The following is a 20698-nucleotide window of genomic DNA, read 5'->3' on the forward strand; positions in this document are numbered from 1 at the left end:
ATGTTTTCTAGACTATTACTTTCTTTCTTAGCAGCATTTACTGCATTTGGAGCCGTTGCTGCTGAAGTAGATAAAACTCAGCCATACCAAATGATGAAGCAGGTTGCAGAAGTGACGTTTGAGCGTCTCAAAGCGGAGCAACCGCAAATCAAAAAAGATCCAAACTTGCTAAAAACCATCGTTGAAGAAGAGCTTATGCCTTATGTCAACGATCGCTATGCGGCATTGAAACTGCTTGGTCCAAACCTAAAAGGGGCGAAGCGTGAAGATGTGGGTGAATTCATCACAGCATTTCGTGCTTACTTGGTGACGTCATACGCGCAAGTATTAACGCAATATACGGATCAACAAATTGAGTTTGGTCCGGAGCCAAAACTGGATCCTTCTAAGCGCATTACTAGCGTCAAGGTTGAAATCATCGACGCACCGCGTCCAAATATCAAACTTGAATTTAAACTGCGCAAAGATAAGAAGACCGGTGAGTGGTTAGCATTCGATATGGTGGCTGAGGGTATTAGCCTACTATCAAGCAAACAATCGGAGTGGAACACACAAATTCGCCAAGAAGGTATTCTTGCGGTCGCTAAAGATTTAGAGAAACTGGCTGCACAGCCAATTCGCTTCGAGGCAGCAAAGTAATGGCACAGTCTCATTCTCAGTGGCATTTACAGGCAGACATTCTTAAGCTTACAGGGGCGCTGGATCGCGATTCGGTGCCGTCTTTGTGGGCGGTGGCACAGCAATGGCGACCTTCTCAAACCGAGCTAGAATGCTCACTCCAAGAGATTGAACGCATCGACTCTGCGGGAATGGTGATGTTAATCCACTTATTAGAGCATGCAAAAAAGCAAAACTGTCATATAATGCTCAGTTTCGTGCCAGCGCAATTGCGCACTTTGTTTCAATTGAGCAACGTTGAATCTTTAGTGGCCAAACATATACAGAATTATCAGGGGTAAATTGTGGATAGCGCAAAAGTACAACAGTTACTAGAAGAAGCACTAAACCTTCAAGAAGTGCATGTAAAAGGTGAAGGGAGCCACTATGAAGTGGTTGCTGTTGATGCTTGTTTCGATGGAATGAGCCGCGTTAAGAAGCAGCAGTTAATTTACGGTCCTCTGATGGATTACATCCAGCGTAACGACATTCACGCGCTATCAATCAAAGCGTTCACTCCAGAAGAGTGGGCTCGTGATAAGAAGCTAATGTCGCTTTAAGGTTTATTGATGGAAAAGTTTCGAGTTATTGGGTCAGATAAACCACTGGTTGGTGAAGTGACCATTTCAGGTGCAAAAAACGCAGCACTGCCGATTTTATTTGCGTCTATCTTGGCGGAAGAGCCAGTAGAAGTGGCAAACGTGCCACACCTTCGTGATATCGACACAACCATGGAACTACTAAAGCGTCTAGGCGCAAAAGTAAGTCGTAATGGTTCCGTTCATGTCGATCCAAGCAGCATTAATGAATACTGCGCTCCTTATGATTTAGTAAAAACCATGCGTGCTTCTATTTGGGCGCTTGGTCCTCTTGTTGCGCGCTTTGGTCAAGGTCAGGTGTCTCTACCTGGCGGTTGTGCTATCGGTGCTCGTCCTGTTGATCTACACATTACTGGTCTAGAACAGCTTGGCGCGACCATCACTCTTGAAGATGGTTACGTTAAAGCAGAAGTCGATGGTCGCCTTAAAGGCGCGCACATCGTGATGGACAAAGTGAGTGTTGGTGCAACCATCACTATCATGTGTGCAGCAGCACTTGCTGAAGGTACGACAACACTAGACAACGCGGCGCGTGAACCTGAAATCGTTGATACGGCTGACTTCCTAAACAAACTTGGCGCGAAAATCTCTGGAGCAGGTACTGACACCATCACTATTGAAGGTGTTGAGCGCTTAGGTGGCGGCAAACATAGCGTTGTGGCTGACCGTATCGAAACAGGTACATTCCTAGTTGCAGCTGCCGTGTCTGGCGGTAAAGTGGTATGTCACAACACCAATGGTCACCTGCTAGAAGCGGTACTGGCTAAGCTAGAAGAAGCGGGCGCGTTGGTAGAAACTGGTGAAGATTGGATCTCTGTTGATATGACAGATCGCGAGCTGAAAGCTGTGAGCATTCGTACTGCACCACATCCAGGTTTTCCAACGGACATGCAAGCACAATTTACGCTGTTAAACATGATGGCGAAAGGTGGCGGCGTGATCACTGAAACTATCTTTGAAAACCGTTTCATGCACGTGCCTGAATTGATGCGCATGGGCGCGAAAGCGGAAATCGAAGGTAACACAGTAATTTGCGGTGATGTCGATTCTTTAAGTGGTGCACAAGTGATGGCAACTGACTTACGAGCTTCGGCAAGTTTGGTGATTGCTGGTTGTATCGCGAAAGGCGAAACCATCGTTGACCGTATCTACCACATCGACCGTGGTTACGACAAAATCGAAAATAAACTGTCTGCACTTGGCGCAAATATTGAGCGCGTAAGTGAGGCGGGTTAAACTGCATCGCAGTTGACCTAGATATGAAGAGAGCCGAAACGTAGGTTTCGGCTTTTTTATATCGCGTTTTCTTTCATAGTTCATGACTATGTTCAAAGAGACAATAATAGCTGTAGCTGGCGCAAAGCCGGTTCTTGGAGAACAACAATGATTGCACTGTTACGTGTATTTGCTGTCGCAATTTTCGCAATTGTGATGTTTATTGGTGGTTGTGGTTACTGCCTACTTAGCCCTAGAAACCCTAAGCACGTTTTCACGTTCGGTCGTCTATTCGGCAAAATGTCACGTGTATTTGGTATCAAGCTAGAATTGCGTATTCCGGAAGATGCGTATTCTCGCGGTCAGCATGTTTACATTGCTAACCACCAGAACAACTGGGACCTTTTCACTGTATCTTCAGCTGTTACACCTAAGGTAGTAACGGTAGGTAAGAAGAGTCTTGCGTGGATGCCTTTGTTTGGTCAGCTTTACTGGCTAACAGGTAACATCTTGATTGATCGTGCAAACCGCTCTAAAGCAAAAGGTACTATCGACCAAGTTGTAGACAGCATCAAAAACAGCGACGTTTCAGTGTGGATGTTCCCTGAAGGTACACGTTCACGTGGTCGTGGTTTACTGCCATTTAAAACTGGTGCATTCCATGCAGCTATCGGTGCAGAAGTGCCAATCATTCCAATCGTGTGCAGCTCTACAGGTCACATTAAACTGAACCGTTGGAACAATGGTCATGTGATCATTGAAATGTTACCTCCAGTAAGCACGGAAGGTTACGGCAAAGAGGGCGTACGTGAGTTAGCTAATGTTTGTCGTGAAGAGATGAAAGCGAAACTGGAAGCCTTGGATGAAGAAGTGAAACAGCGCAACGCAGCTTGAGTTTTACGGCGATATCATCGCAAAAAGACAATAAAAAACGGGTAGCTTGAGCTACCCGTTTTTTATGTTTGTCAGCAAGGGCAATTATTTGCGAACTGCGATTGCTTCAATCTCGATACCGACATCTTTAGGCAGGCGAGCTACTTCTACACAAGAACGTGCAGGGTAGTTTGCTACTTCGTGCTCATCGAAAAACTTGCCGTAAACTTCGTTCACAGTACCGAAGTCGTTTAGGTCTTTCACGAATACTGTCATTTTAACGATATCAGTAACCTTAAGACCTGATGCTTCCACAACTGCTTTTACGTTCTCTAGAGATTGACGAGCTTGCTCTGCGATGTCTGCAGACACTTCACCTGTCGCTGGGTTTACTGGGATTTGGCCAGAAGTTAGAACCATGTTGCCTAGATCTACGCCTTGAACGTAAGGACCGATTGCTGCTGGTGCAGACTCAGTGTGAAGTACTTTCGTCATTTGAATTGTTCCATCTGTTTAGGGGAATAAAGAGTTTACTCAAGCATCTTGAGTGTTCTTAAGAATAAGCAGTGTGCCTTTAAACATGAAGCACGTAAAGTGCAAAATACCCCGCATTGGCGGGGTATCAGTCAATTTATCGTTAGCAAGAATCGGAGCAGAAAACTAACGCTCAGTTACGATCTCACGTGCGAAAACTTTCTCACAGTATTTACACTTCAGACGGATTTCTTCCTTCTTCTCGAACACCTGGAAGCTGCTCGCAACCGGTTCGTTGTGTGTAATACAGTTGCTGTTCGGACACTCAAACACGTTGTTGATTCGCTCAGGGAGTTCTAGCGCTAGCTTCTTCACTACTTCGTAGTTTTCGATTTGGTTAACGGTCGCGTGTGGTGCGTACAGTGCTAGCTTACTTGCCTGCTCTTCGTTGATGAACACGTTTTCAATCTTGAGTAGGTCTTTATGACCGAGTGCAGATGAAGGCAGATTCAGACCGATGGTGACACGTTGAGAAGAGTTGTGCATATCGAACAGCTTCAACACTTTGATACCAATTTGTGCTGGGATGTGGTCGATTACTGTGCCGTTTTTGATTGCTTCAACCTGCAATTGAGTTTCTTTAGCCATGTCTTTTTCTCCCTCGATTACAGTGTTTCGTTAAGAACCAGTGCCAACAACGCTTGGCGCGCGTAAACGCCGTTTTCTGCTTGTTGGAAGTAGTAAGCGTGTGGTGTGACGTCGACGTCTGTGGTGATTTCATCCACGCGTGGCAGTGGGTGCAGTACTTTCAAGTTTTCACGTGCACCTTCTAGTAGTGCCGCCGTTAGGATGTAAGCTGATTTGATGTGCGCGTATTCGGATTCATCAAAGCGCTCTTTTTGTACGCGAGTCATGTACAGAATGTCGAGCTCAGGAATCACGCTTTCCATGTCTGTGTGTAGGCTGTATTGAATGCCTGCTTCATCTAGCTCTTCACAGATGTAATCTGGCATTGCGAGTGCTTCTGGTGCAACAAAGAAGAAGCGAATGTTATTGAACTTTGCCAATGCTTGAGTCAACGAGTGCACGGTGCGACCGTATTTTAGGTCACCAACAAACGCAACGTTTAGGTTGTCTAGACGACCTTGCGTTTCCGCGATGGTGTATAGGTCGAGTAGCGTTTGCGTTGGGTGTTGGTTTGCGCCGTCACCTGCATTGATAACTGGTACGCCGTTAGAGAACTCAGACGCTAAGCGCGCTGCGCCTTCTTGAGGGTGGCGCATTACGAATGCATCGACGTAAGAAGAGATAACTTGAACTGAGTCAGATAGCGTCTCGCCTTTTTTCGCCAGAGAGGTGTTACCACCGTTATCAAAACCAATAACATCGCCACCGATACGTTGAATTGCTGTCTCGAATGACAGGCGAGTACGTGTGGATGGCTCAAAGAAACAGCTTGCTACAACCTTGTTTTTAATCAGTTCTGGACGAGGTTCTTTTTTTAGCTGACCTGCAGTTTCTACAATCAGTTCCAGTTCTTCACGTGAAAGCTCTGGAATAGAGATGATGTGCTTCTGGTAAAGCGAGTTCGCCATGATCTTCTTCCCTATAACAGTGGTGACTATCCCCAAAATTCACCGCGATGGAATTTTAGGCATAAAAAAACCTCCCCAATTGGGGAGGTTTTAAAATTCAATAGAATTAACGAAAATAACAGCACGTAAGCGTAGTCGCTTAGCTAGAGCAAATCGCGTTTTTACGTCAGCAATCGGCGTGGTCATTTCGTAATCCTCAGACAAATTGCCGAGCATTATACGCTTAACTTTCGTGAGCGCAAGCGATTACATCATGGTTTTTGTTACCATTTTTAATGCTTTGGTTTAGCTGCCTAATGTCGCAACCATCACGGCTTTGATGGTGTGCATGCGGTTCTCGGCTTCGTCGAATACGATAGAGTATTCAGATTCAAACACCTCTTCGGTTACTTCAAGCCCTTTCATACCGTATTTCTCCGCGACCTCTTTACCCACAGTCGTTTCATCGTTGTGGAAAGCTGGCAGGCAGTGCATGAACTTCACATGAGGGTTACCCGTTTGCTTAATTACATCCATATTGATTTGGTAAGGTGTCATCAGCGCAACACGCTCATCCCAAGCTTCAGCCGACTCACCCATCGACACCCAAACGTCAGTATATAAGAAGTCACAGCCTTTAACGCCTTCTTCAACGTTCTCAGTCAGCGTGATTTTCGCGCCGGTTTGTTGGGCAATTTCTTGGCAAGTTGCCACTAATGCTTCTTCTGGCCAGAACGCTTTTGGCGCTACAAGGCGGATGTCCATGCCCATTTTTGCTGCGCCAACCATGAGTGAATTACCCATGTTATTGCGAGCATCACCAAGGTAAGCAAACGTCATCTCATGCAGTTGTTTCCCACGTCCGTGCTCTTGCATGGTCAGGAAGTCTGCAAGGATTTGGGTAGGGTGGAACTCATCCGTTAAACCATTCCAGACAGGTACACCAGCATAAGTACCAAGCTCTTCAACAATGGATTGACCAAAGCCACGGTATTCAATCCCGTCGTACATACGACCAAGAACACGAGCGGTATCTTTCATTGATTCTTTATGACCGATCTGTGAGCCAGAAGGACCGATGTAAGAGACTTGAGCGCCTTGGTCAAAGGCCGCGACTTCAAACGCACATCGGGTACGAGTAGAAGATTTCTCAAAGATTAGTGCGATGTTTTTACCTTGAAGTTTCTTCTGCTCTGTTCCTGCATATTTAGCTTTTTTCAGCTCTGCAGACAGTTCGAGCAAAAACTGGATCTCTTTAGTTGAGAAGTCCAATAGCTTCAAAAAGTTGCGATTACGTAGATTGAAAGCCATAGCTCGTCCCTTAGGTCGTTTGGTTGATAAAGAATAAAAGCATTAAAACATATAAATGCTTTTATTGTGAATAATTATTTTAATTAAAAACAAAAAAAGGTTGATGCATTCACATCAACCTTAGTCTCAATTGGTTTTATTTGGTGGGAGAGGTTTCTCAAATATCATCACGTTCGATTGGGCAGCTCATACAGCGTGCACCACCACGACCGCGACCAAGTTCGTTACCCGGAATAGTCAGGACTTCAATGCCAGCTTTGTCGTACTTCTCGTTAGTGTAGACGTTACGTTCGTAACCAATCACAACACCGGGTTTCACCGTCAGTACGTTGTTGGCATCGTTCCATTGCTCTCGCTCAGCTTCGTAGCTGTCACCACCCGTCGTGATGATCTTCAATTGGTCTAAGCCAAGTGCCGATTCAATGGCGTGTAGATAGTTGTGTGACGCCTCGACATGCATTTCACCGTTGCCTTTAGGTGTTAGGCGCCAAGTGTCTAAGTCTTTACGCATGATTTCTGGGTATACCGAGAAAGTATCCACATCCATATGCGTCATGACCGTATCAAGGTGCATACACGAGCGGTGTTTTGGTAGGTCGATAGCAATCACTTCTTTCGCCTGACCAGATTTAAACAGGCTTGCCGCTAAGTTTTCTACACCTTGTGGGGTTGTGCGCTCAGACATACCAATCAGAACCGCACCTTTACCGATAACCAGTACATCACCACCTTCAACGTTGGCATTGTCGTAGTGCTGGTCTTCATCACCAAAGTAGTTAATGAAGTCTTGACCAGCGAAGGTTGGGTGCCAGCGATAAATCGCACGCAGATGGTTGGTTTCGCGTTGACGTGCAGGCATCATCATTGGGTTAAGAGAAACGCCGCCGTATACCCAGCATGACGTATCACGGGTAAAGAGGTGGTTCGGCAGAGGTTCGATCACGAAGTCCAGTGGGCGCTTCATCTTCGGCAACATTGATGAAGATTTGATTGGCAGTTCCGAGTAAGCCAAGCCGCCAAGGAGAATGCTTGCTAGATGCTCATCGTCCATCTCTGCGAAGTACTGGCGTAAGTCACGAGCGAAAGTCGGACCGTAACGGAAGTCAGAGATCTGAGTATTCAACAACCATTGTTTTGCTTCTGGAACCGCAAGGGTTTCAACCAGTAGATCATGAAGTAGTAGTACTTCGACATCTTGTTCACGCAGTGTGCGCGCAAACGCGTCGTGTTCTTCACCTGCCGCTTCTACCGCTAATACGTCATCAAACAGTAGCTCATGGCAGTTCGATGGCGTTAGGTGGGTGAGGGCGCGCTCTGGGCGGTTTAATAGAACTCGTCTTAGTTGACCAACTTCTGATCCAACGTACAGCTTACTCATTTTGCATCCTTACAAATATTCCAGCCGTTAGTTATGACAAGCTTGGTGCAAAGATGCAAGTCTTAGAACTTTGCTTATATATTGCAAAAATATAATTTTTTGGCGTTATATTTTGTAAATGCTTCCTTGGTGTATTTTAATTCTATATTTTGTTGTTTGTTCATGAGTTTTAAAAAGTGCGTTTTTATTCTTTTTCGTTTGAGAAAGAAGTCATACATCAAAAGTGCATAAAACGTGCATAACTATTCTGAAATATGCAGTTTTTGGCTTTCTTTTATTCGTTAGGTCAGAATTAACGAGCTGTTGCTGTATTCACTCCAAGATCATAAACACGCAAACAAGCCTAAAATTACTCGTCTCAGGCTCAATTAGGATCTTCTGAATATTAAAGATTAGCCGTTTTTGTTAATTTTTTGTTTCTGTGAGCGAGGTTTAGATTTGTGAGTAAAAATTATCATCAAGAATCACCGCAGTTTGGTGTTTGTTTGTGGCTTTTCATCGCAATCCGTGCCATATTTCACCGCATTAACGTACTCAGTTTAGAGTATAGTGTTTCCATCAAGTAACTAATCTGGAGCCAAAACATGTCTCACGAAGATGAATATCTATCAGTAGAAGAATTAATTGAGATTCAAAAGGAAGAGACTCGCGATATCATTGCAGCACTGCTAGAAGACGGCAGCGATCCAGATTCACTATACGAAATCGAGCACCACCTATTTGCTGAAGACTTCGATACGCTAGAAAAAGCGGTTGTTGAAGCGTTCAAGATGGGCTTTGAAGTTCTTGAAGCTGAAGAAACAGAAGATGAAGACGGCAACAAACTACTTTGCTGTGATGCAACAATGGAATCTGCACTAAACGCAGAAGCAATTGATGCTCAGGTTGAGAAACTGGTTCATCTTGCAGAAAAATACGACATCATTTACGACGGTTGGGGTACTTACTACGAAGGCGAAGATGCGCTTTACCCTGAAGAAGATGATGAAGACGAAGAGTAATCCTCTTATTCAATCTAAGAAGCCAGCGTTTATCGCTGGCTTTTTTGTGCCCTGAAAATGATAACCGCAGGTAACGATAAATAATTCTCATTGAGTTTGTGTGCTTATTGCCTGTAACCCTAAGTTACTTGTGTATATAATGCGTGAAAATTGATCTAGCTCAAGGTAACTATGCAACTCTCACTCGCCGGTTTATGGCAAGTCTCTCCACTGACGGACTTTTCTATCCCACAGGATGACATTACTTTCCCTGCTCCTTTGAGTCAGGTATTGCCTGCTGAACTGACTGAAGACGTGATTCGTCAGCAAGAGTGGCATCTGATGCACGACATTGAAGTGGACGAATCCATGATGGCATTCCCAGCGGTAGAAATGGTGTTGGGTGGTGTGGATTACCATGCTGAAGTGCGTTTAAACGGGGTAGCATTGTTCGACTGTGACGGTTCACAAAGCATGTACAAAAAAGACATTCGTCCGTTCATGCAGATGGGGCGTAACCGTTTTGAGATCCTGTTCCTTGAGGAAGAAGAAGATCTTCTGCTGGATGAGGATAAACCAGAGTTGTGCTCACTTGCGGATCATGAATACCAAAAGAGTGATGAGCGCTTGGGGGTATGGCAAGAGCCGTATCTGCAGTTTATTCGCAATGTGCGTTTAGACCGTGTAGCAACCGAGCAGATTTGGCACCATGGTGGTGGTTGTGAGTTTAAAGTAGACTTGTACTATCAAACTTTTGCGCCGGGTCTAGTATCGGCATCGGTTAAGTTTAATGGCATGACTTACCATATTCCTATTGATGTCCGAGCGGATCATGCGAGTGCTTTATTCCAGATCGAAGCGCCAAAGTATGCCGATCTTAACGATCCCGATCCAAAAGATCTCTACGAACTCGTGGTGGAGTTGGATGGGCAACGCCAAGCATTTACAGTGGCGCTTAGCCAAGAGCTCTGTGTTACCCATCTTGTACTTTAAGTTTTGGGGATAAAGCGCTATAACGTTTTAAGCATCACGACTTCACATGCATCATGCCCTGTTTGTCCTAGCGGGGCATCGAGATGCTCAAAGCCTAGCTTTTCGTACAAACCTACCGCCTCTCTCAGACATTCGGTCGTTTCCAAATAGCACTGCTGATACCCAAACTGTTTCGCCAGTTGTAAGCTTAATGCGACGATGCGTTTGGCTAAGCCATGTCCTCGCGTTTGAGGTAAGAAGTACATCTTTTGCAGCTCACACACATTTGGCTCACCAGCTAAAGGTGCAAAGCCGCCGCCACCCACAATCTCGCCTTGGTACTCGACTACCCAGTAGGCTGCGCCTTGTTGATCGTAAACCGAGTACATGTCATCAAGCGTTGGATCTGCCACACCATAACCTTTATCTGCGGTTAAACCGTATTCTGCAGAGACTTTACGAATCACGTCCGCAACTTGCGAGTTATCTGCTTTGGTAAGAGGTCGAAGAACGTATTCCTCAGCCTGGCACACTTTCGTTAGCCCTTTTAAGTAAGTCTCTAGACCAAGTTTGAGTTGCTCTTGCTCGCTGTCATCGAGTTGGGTAAGCAGTTGTTCAAAGAAGCTGTTTTGCTGCTGGTCTAGTTGCGATAACGCCTGTTGCCCTTGTTCTGTAAGCGCGACAAGTTGGCTACGTTTGTCTTTTGGGTTTTCGATGCTCTCAACCAAGCCTAATTTAATCAGACCAGTAACGGTTCGGCTCGCATTGGACTTGTCGACATTAAGCTGCTGTGCCAATTGATTGATGGTTAACGGCTGCAGCTGGATTTCACCTAATGCGTGCGCTTGTACTGGAGTGAGAGCGACATCGCCGCATTGTTTATCGAGCATACCAAGCAATCGGACGGCTTGACGGGAGTAGTGTCGGAGTTGACGAGCATTCATAATCACTTACCTCTGGAAACAAAGTTGCGCACCGCAATTAAATTAATTGCGGTGCGCAACTTTGTCAATGGTAAATGTTATTTTGCTTGTTAGGAGGCGTATTGAGCCTCCATGTTTAAGCGTGTTGGTGTAGACAAAATTGTGGTGCTTGGTTATCTGATTTACGCATCCATACTTTCTCGTGGAAGTAGTAAGCCACTGTGTTCAAGCTTGGCTCTAGCATCGCCATGATACCGCCGACAAACGCATCACCTGTTAGTAAGTAAACCACGCTAAACGCAACACTGAAGTGGATAGTGGCAAAGCTTGCGGTTTTTAATTTGGTCATCCACTGACGAGCTTTAAGCGCTGGGACTTTTGCCCATGCCTTTTCATGAAAGTAGAAAGCGACGGTGTTCACTGAAGGCTCAATCATGGCAATTAAACTACCAATTAGAATGTCGCCAGTAAGCACGTAAGCGACACTAAACGCGATAGTAAAATGGAGTGCTGCAAAGGTTAGTGTCTTTTTCATGATAATTACTCAATCGTTGTGTTGTTTCGATAGGTCTATTATTGAGAATTATTATCATTAAATCTAATGGGCAGTTAAGATTAGTTTGATAGGTAAAAACTATTAAATAGGAGGGACAGTAGGAGAGAAGAGCGAATATCTTTGAAAGCTTTCCTAGCGATAAAATGCAAAAAGGGTTGATGCGTTCACATCAACCCTTTGATTCTTTTACTCTAGTCTTTAGCGATTAAAGTGCAGCGATCGTTGTCTTCTGCTCTTCTAGCTTAGCTAGCGTCTCTTTGTAGCCTTCAAGTTTCTCACGCTCTTTAGCAACAACTGCTTCAGGAGCTTTCGCTACGAAGCCTTCGTTACCTAATTTGCCTTCGATACGCTTGATTTCGCCGTGAGTTTTCTTGATTTCGCCATCCAGACGAGCAAGTTCAGCGTCTTTGTCGATCAGACCCGCCATTGGGATCATCAGCTCAGACTTCGCAACCAATGCTGTCGCACACGCTGGCGTTTCTTCGTCAGCAGCAAGTACGCGTACAGATTCTAGTTTCGCTAGAGACATCAGTACTTGTTTGTTTGCTTCTAGACGCGCTGCGTCTTCTGCGTTTGCAGCCTTCAGCATAACGTCAAGCGGCTTACCTGGGTTGATGTCGTATTCAGCACGTAGGTTACGGATGCTGGTAATGAACGCTTTCACCCATTCAATATCGTCTAGCGCTTCTTGGTTGAAGTTTGCTTCGTCGAATTGAGGCAGTGCTTGCAGCATGATTGTCTCGCCTTCTACACCTTCAACTAGTGGCTTGATGCTTTGCCAGATAGTTTCAGTGATGTAAGGAATCACTGGGTGAGCTAGACGTAGAGTCTTCTCAAGAACCGTGATTAGTGTGCGGCGAGTACCACGCTGTTGCGCTTCAGTACCTTTCCATAGTACTGGTTTAGTTAGCTCTAGGTACCAGTCACAGAATTGGTTCCAGATGAATTCGTAAAGCGTGTTAGACGCCATATCTAGACGGAAGTTGTCGATATGGTTGTTGAACGCTTTCGCTGCAAGTTCAAACTGAGACTCGATCCACTTGTCCGCTAGTGAGTATTCAATCTCACCACCGTTGAAGCCACAATCTTGCTCTTCTGTGTTCATCATTACGTAACGGCTTGCGTTCCATAGTTTGTTACAGAAGTTACGGTAACCCTCAAGACGCTTCATATCCCAGTTGATATCGCGACCTGTTGATGCCATTGCTGCAAGAGTGAAACGTAGTGCGTCTGTACCGTATGCTTCGATACCGTTTTCAAACGTCTTACGAGTGTTCTTCTCGATCTTCTTCGCTAGCTGAGGCTGCATCATGTTGCCACAACGCTTCTCTACTAGAGACTCTAGGTCGATACCATCGATCATGTCGATTGGGTCAAGGACGTTACCTTTCGACTTAGACATCTTGTCGCCGTTTTCGTCACGGATTAGACCAGTAACGTAAACCGTCTTAAATGGTACTTGTGGTTTGCCGTTTTCGTCTTTCACGAAGTGCATGGTCATCATGATCATGCGTGCAACCCAGAAGAAGATGATGTCGAAACCAGTTACTAGTACGTCTGAAGGGTGGAATACTTTCAGATCGTCAGTTTGCTCTGGCCAACCTTGAGTACCGAACGTCCATAGTGCAGAAGAGAACCATGTATCCAGTACGTCTTCGTCTTGGTGCAGTTCAATAACTGACTCTAGGTTGTTGTTCTTACGAACTTCTTCTTCGTCACGACCTACGTAAACATTACCTTGGTTGTCGTACCAAGCTGGGATGCGGTGACCCCACCATAGCTGACGAGAGATACACCAGTCTTGAACGTCACGCATCCAAGAGAAGTACATGTTTTCGTATTGCTTAGGAACGAATTGGATGTCGCCGTTTTCTACTGCTTCAACTGCTGTTTTTGCTAGAGGTGCAGTGCGTACGTACCATTGGTCAGTTAGCATTGGTTCGATAACCACGCCACCACGGTCGCCGTAAGGAACTTGTAGATCGTGATCTTTCACTTCTTCAAGTAGACCTAGCTCGTCGAATTCAGCAACGATAGCTTTACGAGCGGCAAAACGCTCCATACCGTGGTACTTAGCTGGTAGTTCAGTGCTGTAAGCGTCGCTTGCTTCGCCGTTGGTGTTGAAGACTTCAGAAGCGTCACGGATGTTCGCGTCGAAAGTCAGAATATTGATCATTGGTAGCTGGTGGCGCTTACCAACTTCGTAGTCGTTGAAGTCGTGCGCAGGTGTGATTTTCACACAACCAGTACCTTTTTCCATATCTGCGTGCTCATCGCCCACGATTGGGATGCGACGATCAACGATAGGAAGGATGATTTCTTTACCGATAAGATCTTTGTAACGTGGATCTTCTGGGTTAACTGCAACACCAGTATCGCCTAGCATGGTCTCTGGACGAGTCGTTGCAACAACGATGTAGTCTTTGCCATCCGCTGTTTTAACGCCATCTGCTAGTGGGTAGCGGAAGTGCCACATGTTGCCTTTAGTGTCTTTGTTCTCTACTTCTAGATCTGAAATCGCTGTGTGTAGCTTTGGATCCCAGTTAACTAGACGCTTACCGCGGTAGATTAGGTCGTCTTCGTATAGACGTACGAACACTTCTTGAACGGCGTTAGATAGACCATCGTCCATCGTAAAGCGCTCACGATCCCAGTCTACAGATGCGCCAAGACGACGAAGCTGCTTAGTGATAGTGCCGCCAGATTCGCCTTTCCATTCCCAGATTTTGTCGATGAAAGCTTCACGACCGTAATCGTGTTTTGTTTTGCCTTCTTCTGCAGCGATCTTACGCTCAACAACCATCTGAGTTGCGATACCTGCGTGGTCCGTACCTACTTGCCAAAGAGTGTTTTTACCCTTCATGCGCTCACAACGGATAAGCGTATCCATGATCGTATCTTGGAACGCGTGGCCCATGTGTAGGCTACCAGTGACGTTCGGTGGCGGGATCATGATGCTGTATGATTCTTTAGTAGTGTCACCGTGTGGCTTAAAGTAGCCTTTCTCTTCCCAAGTCTGATACAGAGCTTGTTCGATTGAAGTTGGGTTGTATGTCTTTTCCATAGCGCTCTTTTAATGGATACGTTGATGGTTGAATCTAAGTCAATCTTTATAAGTGAACTCTCTGAGTGGAGAGCTTAACTATAAGGATTGACCGTTAAGGATATTGAATTTCGATCGTTTGCAGTTGATAACCTGCCTGACGGTAAATTTTATACCTTTCTCTTGCGAGCTGTTTAGCTTTTTCTTCGCAAGGCACGAAGTCTACCACTTGAGCAAACTTGTTCGCAAAGGTTGTCTCATTTTCCGCCAAATTAATTACCAGCTGACGATTCCAATTGGGTTTTACCCCATTATGACCGATCTCAATATTGGTGGCGTATTTCGGTCCTTCGCCTACAAGATTATGTGCCATGAACTTGTCTGCATCAATTTGCCAAAAGGCTTCAGCGAGCTGCTCGGCGTGCGGTTTGTCTTGGCAGTTCAGGTATACTTTTGCGCCTTGGCGAGCAAAGTGCTGAGCCAAAAAAACAATGTATTCTTCAAAGCCAGCCACCGTTGCTTGCGGGCTCTCTTCGTTAATGATGTAGAAGGTTGCAGTTTGCATCATTCTCTCACTTGCCGTTGGTCTCTTCCTAAGACCATCTTAAATCCGATTTTCAATCAAGAAAATCGAGGTAATAAAAAAGGGCCTTGCGGCCCTTTTAGATGTTGTTCAGAAATTACTCTTCTGTCTCTTGGCCGCTGCGGTTCAAAAGGAATTGGACAAGCATTGAGACAGGACGGCCCGTTGAGCCTTTCGCTGCGCCTGATTTCCAAGCAGTACCTGCGATATCGACGTGTGCCCAGTTGTACTTCTTAGCAAACTTAGACAAGAAGCAACCCGCAGTGATAGTACCAGCAGGACGACCACCGATGTTTGCCATATCAGCAAACGGGCTCTTCAATTGCTCGTGGTACTCGTCTGCCATTGGTAGACGCCATGCACGGTCACTTGCTTGCTCAGAAGCATTTACTAGCTCATGAGAAAGTGGGTTGTGGTTAGAGATTACGCCGCTAATATGGTGACCTAGTGCGATAACACAAGCACCAGTTAGCGTTGCAACGTCTACTACACAGTCTGGTTCGAAACGCTCTACGTAAGTCAGTGCGTCACAAAGAACAAGACGACCTTCCGCATCCGTGTTTAGAACTTCTACGGTTTGACCTGACATGGTTGTTAGGATATCACCTGGACGGTAAGCGTTGCTGCCTGGCATGTTTTCACAGCCTGCTAGAACACCAATAACGTTAATTGGTAGGTTTAGCTTCGCTAGCGCTTTCATCGTACCGAATACAGATGCTGCACCACACATGTCGTACTTCATCTCATCCATACCTTCACCAGGTTTTAGAGAGATACCGCCTGAATCGAACGTCAGACCTTTGCCGACTAGTACGATAGGTTTTGCTTCTGATTCTGGGTTACCTTTGTATTCGATAATCGACATCATTGATTCGTTCTTCGAACCACGACCTACTGCTAGGTAAGATGTCATGCCCAGTTTTTCCATCTCTTGCTCACCAATGATCTTGGTGGTTACAGTTTCGTAATCGTCAGCAAGGCGACGTGCTTGAGAAGCAAGGTACGCTGGGTTTGCGATGTTTGGTGGCATGTTGCCAAGATCTTTTGATGCTTTCACACCAGATGCGATAGCTAGACCGTGAGTGATTGCTTTCTCGCCTAGGTTTAGTTCACGACGCGTTGGTACGTTGAATACTAGCTTACGCAGTGGACGACGAGTTTCTGGCTTAACGCTCTTGAACTGATCGAATGTGTAAAGACCATCTTTAGTCGCTTCTACTGCCTGGCGAACTTTCCAGTAAGTATCACGACCCTTAACGTGTAGTTCAGTTAGGAAACATACTGCTTCCATAGAACCTGTTTCGTTAAGTGTGCTGATCGTCTTTTGAATGATTTCCTTGTACTGGCGCTCGCCTAGCTCACGTTCTTTACCACAACCTACGAGTAGAACGCGCTCTGACAAAACACCTGGTACTTGATGCAGTAGCAGCATCTGACCAGGTTTACCCTCTAGATCACCACGGCGAAGTAGTGAACTGATGTAACCGTCACTGATTTTATCAAGTTGCTCGGCTACTGGAGAAAGGCGACGTGGTTCAAACACACCAACAACGATACATGCGCTACGTTGTTTCTCTGGACTGCCACTTTTAACACTGAACTCCATGCGTACTCCTACATCCTGAAGACAAATTGCTCTAAATGTTAGATAATGATCGCTTACTTGTTGAATTTAAGCTCAGGTCTTACCAACAGAGCTGATTTAAGCGCTAACATCTAGTTTATAATTTTTAAAAAAATAAATGGTTCAACGGGAAACTATAGTGATTCGACCAAAAAAACAAGTTTTGTATAGGTAATTTCAGCGTGATTATTGTTAGATATTTGATCCGCGAAACACTCAAGAGCCAATTTGCGATTTTCTTCGTGCTTTTTTTGGTGTTTGTGAGCCAGAAGTTTATCAGTGTTCTTGCTGATGCTTCGGACGGGGATATTCCTGCTGGGTTAATTTTCTCAGTTGTTGGTTTAAACATGCCAGCAATGGGGCTATTAATGCTGCCATTAAGTTTGTACATCGGCATATTGATCACATTTGGTCGTTTATATGCGGAAAGTGAAATCGTGGTGATGAATGCGACGGGTATCGGGAATAAGTTCCTGGTACAAGCTGCGTTGTACTTGGCGATCATCACATCGGGTGTGGCAGCGTTCAATGCATTATGGCTATCGCCTTGGTCACAAGACCGTGTTGAGCAACTTTATGAGCAAGTCGCGGCAGAAAACAGTGTCGACTTATTGAAGAAAGGTCAGTTCCAAGGCACGCCAGATGGTTCTTCGGTTGTCTTTATTGATGACATCAAAGACAGCACGTTAAGTAATGTGTTTGTAGCACAGATGCGTCCGCGTGATTCCATCTTACCAAGCGTGATGTTTTCCTCTTCTGGTGAAGTAAAAGAACTGTCGGATGGGCGTCAGATCATCACTATGCATGAAGGTACGCGCTATGAAGGTGTGCCGACTCGTGTTGAATACATGGTTACTAAGTTCGATCAGTACGAAGGTTTGATTGGTCAGCGTGAAGTGAAGCAAAAAGGTCGTGATTGGGAAGCGTACCCAACGGCAGACCTGATTGGTCACCCAGATCCTGAAGCGCAGGCTGAGCTGCAATGGCGTATCTCGTTGTTCGTGTGTATTCCACTATTAACGATGCTGGTTATTCCTTTGTCGGCAGTGAACCCGCGCCAGGGACGCTTTGCTAAAATGGGGCCGGCTATCTTGATTTACTTGGCGTACTTCCTTGCGATTAGTGCAACGAAATCCGCGCTAGAAGATGGTGCTATTCCTGCTGCTATTGGTATGTGGCCAATTAATGCCATGTTATTGATTGTCGCTATCTTGGCTAACATGATGGACAGTGTTCCAGCTCGACGAATTAAAGACAAATTCCGCAAGAAGAGGCTCGCGTAAGCTGTGTTCAAACTCTTAGACCTTTACATCGGTAGAACGATTATCTCTACCACAGCCTTGGTTCTGGCGACTTTCGTCGGCTTGTCGGGCATCATCAAGTACGTAGAACAGTTGCGTAAAGTTGGTCGTGGTGCTTACGACCTAATGCACGCGCTTTACTTTGTTTTGCTGAGTATTCCTCGCGATATCGAAATGTTCTTCCCAATGGCGGCGCTGCTGGGAGCCTTGATTGGTTTGGGCATGCTTGCTTCAAGTTCTGAACTTGTGGTTATGCAAGCCGCGGGTTTCTCTAAGTTGGATATCGGCTTATCAGTACTTAAAACCGCAGTACCCTTAATGCTTATCGTTATGACGCTCGGTCAATGGGGCGCACCAGAGGCGCAAAAGATGGCGCGTGACCTACGTGCATTTGCTCTATCTGGCGGTAGTATTGTGTCGGTGCGGGCTGGGGTATGGGCTCGTGATGCCAACGACTTCATCTTTATCGGTAAAGTGGAGGATGACAAACTCTACGGCTTGAACATGTGGCGTTTCGATGAAGATAAGAACTTAGACAAAGTTATCTTCGCAGAAGAAGTCGACTACCAACAAGATAACAACTGGTTGATGCGTTATGTCCAAATCACCGATATGGAAAATGAAAACGTCATTACCAAGCGCGATTTAGAGCAGATGGAATGGCACACCTCATTAGCACCAGATAAGTTGGCGGTGGTAACGGTGAAACCAGAAGAGCTTTCTTTAAGTGGCTTATATGACTATGTGACCTATTTGAAAGCCTCGGAACAAGATGCTTCGCGTTATGAACTCGCATTTTGGCGCAAGCTATCTCAACCACTCTCTATCGCAGTAATGATGCTGATGGCGTTGTCGTTTGTTTTCGGTCCATTGCGTAGTGTCACCATGGGTGCAAGGGTGCTCTCAGGGGTAGTTGCAGGTTTTACCTTCTACATATCCAGTGAGTTCTTTGGACCTCTGACCTTGGTATATGGCATTCCGCCAGTGTTCGGCGCATTAGCCCCTAGCTTAGTGTTTCTAGCAATTGCGGTATCCTTGCTAAGAAGAAAGCTGTAGGTTTTCAAAAGCGATAAACATAAAAAAGGAAGGCACTGTGCCTTCCTTTTTCTATTCTGCTTGCGCGGTTTCGCTATTTTGCTTTCGGCAAGACAACGACTTCGGTTTTTGCCCAAATGTCGTGGAAGCCACGTTTTTGTGGGTCGATTGGCACAGTCAAGTTAGCCAAACCAAAGCCCGACGTACCTAAACGAATTAAAGCCTGAGTAACTGTAATTGGCGCACCATCCTTACTGTTACGAATTTGCATTTTCCAAGCTCGCATGCCCAGTGTTTGTCCTGCGCGGGTCCAGAAGAATACAAAGAAGTAGATCCACACCACAGCCAGGTACAGCGTGAACAATGGGCTTAGAACTGGATGCTTTCCTAGCATATCTGCTGCATCCACATATTCCCCATAACTCAGCAAGCCTGCCGCATTAAGCGCAAAAACAATCGCCATTACTACGCCTGCTGCCATCATCTCAATCGCTAGGATGATCAGCGTGTCGTAAAACAATGCTGCGAGTCGACGGAAAAAGCCCGCTGGTGGAAGAGTTGTAGAAGTCGTCATAATTCCATCACTTACCTTTAAAATTGTGCGTCAGAATATAGATTCCATTAGCTTGTGAAAAGAGAGCTAACGCACAGAGTCTTCAATTGTGGGCAAATCACAAGTTTGAATACGACTCTATCGCTAATCAACTATCCAACAAAGTAACCGAGTTCAAACTTCCTATCATGCAATCTGTGAAAGCATCAAACATGGGTTACTTTGCTTAGAACACAAGATTACGAATGACGTGATAGAGGTACAAGATGATCGTAATTACAGGCGCGAGCAGTGGCTTAGGTGCGCAGTTAGCTAAGTTGTATGATGCTCAAGGCGAAGAAACACTGTTAACTGGTCGCAGCGAAAAGAAGTTAAATACGCTTGCCCAACACCTCTCGAGTAAAGCTCAGGTAAGAAGTTGCGATCTTATCGACGCATCTCAAGTCGAGAAGTTATTTGATGAGTTGCCTCAAGTGCCTTCAACTCTGATTCATTGTGCGGGAAGTGGTTATTTTGGTTTGTTAGCCGAGCAAGACCCACAAGAGATTCAAAAGCTGATTGAAAACAATCTCACTTCAGCAATTCATGTCTTAAGAGAGTTGGTAAAGCGTTATCAAGATCAGCCGGTAAATGTTGTGATGGTGATGTCGACAGCGGCACAACAGCCTAAGGCACAAGAATCGACCTACTGTGCGGTGAAGTGGGCTGTCAAAGGTTTGATTGAATCCGTTCGTATGGAATTAAAAGGCAAACCAATGAAAATTATCGCAGTGTATCCTGGAGGTATGGCGACTGAGTTTTGGGAGACGAGTGGCAAGTCTTTAGACACCAGTAGTTTTATGAGCGCAGGTGATGCAGCGCGGATGATTCATGGTGCGCTATCTAATATCGGTAATGGTTACGTTTCGGATATTACCGTTAACCGTTTATAGGACTGAATGGTGGTATTACAACAAAGCAAAACGGCAGACTGAGCTAAGATGAGATCTTCTTTGTCACACTTTGTGGCGAAATTATCAGCAAACGATAGTTATTTAAGGTTTTTCT

22 protein-coding genes are annotated in these 20698 nt (G+C 45.5%); 10 read left to right on the forward strand and 12 right to left on the reverse strand.

Annotation, left to right across the window (positions count from 1 at the left end; genetic code table 11):
• The 5 genes from mlaC to OH463_RS22980 all read left to right on the forward strand — a co-directional run bounded on the left by mlaC (nucleotide 1) and on the right by OH463_RS22980 (nucleotide 3365).
• Nucleotides 1-639: a phospholipid-binding protein MlaC gene (mlaC, locus tag OH463_RS22960; RefSeq protein ID WP_005444401.1), complete on the forward strand. Its 639-nt coding sequence runs from the start codon at nucleotides 1-3 to the stop codon at nucleotides 637-639.
• A complete protein-coding gene (locus tag OH463_RS22965; protein ID WP_005444403.1) occupies nucleotides 639-959 on the forward strand; it encodes an STAS domain-containing protein in 321 nt (106 codons plus the stop codon). The genes mlaC and OH463_RS22965 overlap by 1 nt, the downstream gene beginning before the upstream one ends.
• 3 nt (nucleotides 960-962) lie before the next feature.
• Nucleotides 963-1217: a BolA family iron metabolism protein IbaG gene (gene ibaG, locus OH463_RS22970; protein WP_005432865.1), complete on the forward strand. Its 255-nt coding sequence runs from the start codon at nucleotides 963-965 to the stop codon at nucleotides 1215-1217.
• Nucleotides 1218-1226: 9 nt separating this feature from the next.
• Nucleotides 1227-2492, forward strand: coding sequence for a UDP-N-acetylglucosamine 1-carboxyvinyltransferase (gene murA / locus OH463_RS22975; RefSeq protein WP_017187890.1), 1266 nt, complete (start codon nucleotides 1227-1229; stop codon nucleotides 2490-2492).
• Between the two features lie 147 nt (nucleotides 2493-2639).
• Entirely contained in the window at nucleotides 2640-3365 is a 726-nt protein-coding gene (locus OH463_RS22980) for a 1-acylglycerol-3-phosphate O-acyltransferase (RefSeq protein WP_005444408.1), read from the forward strand.
• An 84-nt stretch (nucleotides 3366-3449) separates the two neighbouring features.
• Here the strand turns inward: OH463_RS22980 and OH463_RS22985 are convergent, their stop codons facing one another.
• The 6 genes from OH463_RS22985 to arcA all read right to left on the reverse strand — a co-directional run bounded on the left by OH463_RS22985 (nucleotide 3450) and on the right by arcA (nucleotide 8081).
• Nucleotides 3450-3839: a RidA family protein gene (locus tag OH463_RS22985; protein ID WP_005432832.1), complete on the reverse strand. Its 390-nt coding sequence runs from the start codon at nucleotides 3837-3839 to the stop codon at nucleotides 3450-3452.
• Nucleotides 3840-4004: 165 nt separating this feature from the next.
• Nucleotides 4005-4466 carry an aspartate carbamoyltransferase regulatory subunit gene (pyrI, locus tag OH463_RS22990; protein WP_005448817.1) on the reverse strand — a complete coding sequence of 154 codons (462 nt, stop codon included), beginning with the start codon at nucleotides 4464-4466 and terminating at the stop codon, nucleotides 4005-4007.
• Between the two features lie 17 nt (nucleotides 4467-4483).
• Entirely contained in the window at nucleotides 4484-5413 is a 930-nt protein-coding gene (gene pyrB / locus OH463_RS22995; RefSeq protein ID WP_005432845.1) for an aspartate carbamoyltransferase, read from the reverse strand.
• Between the two features lie 90 nt (nucleotides 5414-5503).
• Nucleotides 5504-5629 carry a hypothetical protein gene (locus OH463_RS26285; protein WP_005432831.1) on the reverse strand — a complete coding sequence of 42 codons (126 nt, stop codon included), beginning with the start codon at nucleotides 5627-5629 and terminating at the stop codon, nucleotides 5504-5506.
• A 69-nt stretch (nucleotides 5630-5698) separates the two neighbouring features.
• Entirely contained in the window at nucleotides 5699-6703 is a 1005-nt protein-coding gene (locus OH463_RS23000) for an ornithine carbamoyltransferase (protein ID WP_005432863.1), read from the reverse strand.
• Nucleotides 6704-6860: 157 nt separating this feature from the next.
• Entirely contained in the window at nucleotides 6861-8081 is a 1221-nt protein-coding gene (gene arcA / locus OH463_RS23005; protein WP_005432859.1) for an arginine deiminase, read from the reverse strand.
• A 584-nt stretch (nucleotides 8082-8665) separates the two neighbouring features.
• Here arcA and rraB point away from each other — a divergent pair.
• Both rraB and OH463_RS23015 read left to right on the forward strand, forming a co-directional pair.
• Nucleotides 8666-9082 (forward strand): ribonuclease E inhibitor RraB, encoded by a 417-nt coding sequence (rraB, locus tag OH463_RS23010; RefSeq protein ID WP_005432867.1) that lies wholly within the window; start codon nucleotides 8666-8668, stop codon nucleotides 9080-9082.
• A 171-nt stretch (nucleotides 9083-9253) separates the two neighbouring features.
• Nucleotides 9254-10054, forward strand: a complete 801-nt coding sequence (locus tag OH463_RS23015) for a glycosyl hydrolase 2 galactose-binding domain-containing protein (RefSeq protein ID WP_269992752.1) — start codon at nucleotides 9254-9256, stop codon at nucleotides 10052-10054.
• A 17-nt stretch (nucleotides 10055-10071) separates the two neighbouring features.
• Here the strand turns inward: OH463_RS23015 and OH463_RS23020 are convergent, their stop codons facing one another.
• From OH463_RS23020 to pepA, 5 genes are all read right to left on the reverse strand, one after another.
• Nucleotides 10072-10977, reverse strand: coding sequence for a bifunctional helix-turn-helix transcriptional regulator/GNAT family N-acetyltransferase (locus OH463_RS23020; RefSeq protein WP_079324343.1), 906 nt, complete (start codon nucleotides 10975-10977; stop codon nucleotides 10072-10074).
• Nucleotides 10978-11092: 115 nt separating this feature from the next.
• Nucleotides 11093-11491 carry a DUF2061 domain-containing protein gene (locus OH463_RS23025; protein WP_005432839.1) on the reverse strand — a complete coding sequence of 133 codons (399 nt, stop codon included), beginning with the start codon at nucleotides 11489-11491 and terminating at the stop codon, nucleotides 11093-11095.
• Nucleotides 11492-11717: 226 nt separating this feature from the next.
• Complete coding sequence (locus OH463_RS23030) at nucleotides 11718-14576, reverse strand: valine--tRNA ligase (RefSeq protein ID WP_005432830.1); 2859 nt, start codon at nucleotides 14574-14576, stop codon at nucleotides 11718-11720.
• A gap of 94 nt (nucleotides 14577-14670) precedes the next feature.
• Nucleotides 14671-15120 carry a DNA polymerase III subunit chi gene (locus OH463_RS23035; RefSeq protein ID WP_026000077.1) on the reverse strand — a complete coding sequence of 150 codons (450 nt, stop codon included), beginning with the start codon at nucleotides 15118-15120 and terminating at the stop codon, nucleotides 14671-14673.
• A 115-nt stretch (nucleotides 15121-15235) separates the two neighbouring features.
• On the reverse strand, nucleotides 15236-16744 hold the full coding sequence (gene pepA / locus OH463_RS23040) for a leucyl aminopeptidase (protein ID WP_005432840.1): 1509 nt from the start codon (nucleotides 16742-16744) through the stop codon (nucleotides 15236-15238).
• 200 nt (nucleotides 16745-16944) lie between these two features.
• On the opposite strand from pepA, the gene lptF reads away from it, so the two are divergent.
• Together lptF and lptG are read left to right on the forward strand one after the other, a co-directional pair.
• Complete coding sequence (lptF, locus tag OH463_RS23045) at nucleotides 16945-18045, forward strand: LPS export ABC transporter permease LptF (RefSeq protein WP_005448809.1); 1101 nt, start codon at nucleotides 16945-16947, stop codon at nucleotides 18043-18045.
• Nucleotides 18046-18048: 3 nt separating this feature from the next.
• Nucleotides 18049-19119: an LPS export ABC transporter permease LptG gene (gene lptG, locus OH463_RS23050; RefSeq protein WP_005441983.1), complete on the forward strand. Its 1071-nt coding sequence runs from the start codon at nucleotides 18049-18051 to the stop codon at nucleotides 19117-19119.
• A gap of 73 nt (nucleotides 19120-19192) precedes the next feature.
• On the opposite strand, the gene OH463_RS23055 is transcribed toward lptG, so the two are convergent.
• Nucleotides 19193-19672, reverse strand: a complete 480-nt coding sequence (locus OH463_RS23055; protein ID WP_005448808.1) for an RDD family protein — start codon at nucleotides 19670-19672, stop codon at nucleotides 19193-19195.
• A 245-nt stretch (nucleotides 19673-19917) separates the two neighbouring features.
• On the opposite strand from OH463_RS23055, the gene OH463_RS23060 reads away from it, so the two are divergent.
• Nucleotides 19918-20583 carry an SDR family NAD(P)-dependent oxidoreductase gene (locus OH463_RS23060; RefSeq protein ID WP_005448807.1) on the forward strand — a complete coding sequence of 222 codons (666 nt, stop codon included), beginning with the start codon at nucleotides 19918-19920 and terminating at the stop codon, nucleotides 20581-20583.
• Nucleotides 20584-20698 lie beyond the last annotated feature (115 nt).

Source organism: Vibrio sp. NFR (assembly GCF_027587095.1).
Classification (GTDB): Bacteria; Pseudomonadota; Gammaproteobacteria; order Enterobacterales; family Vibrionaceae; genus Vibrio; species Vibrio harveyi.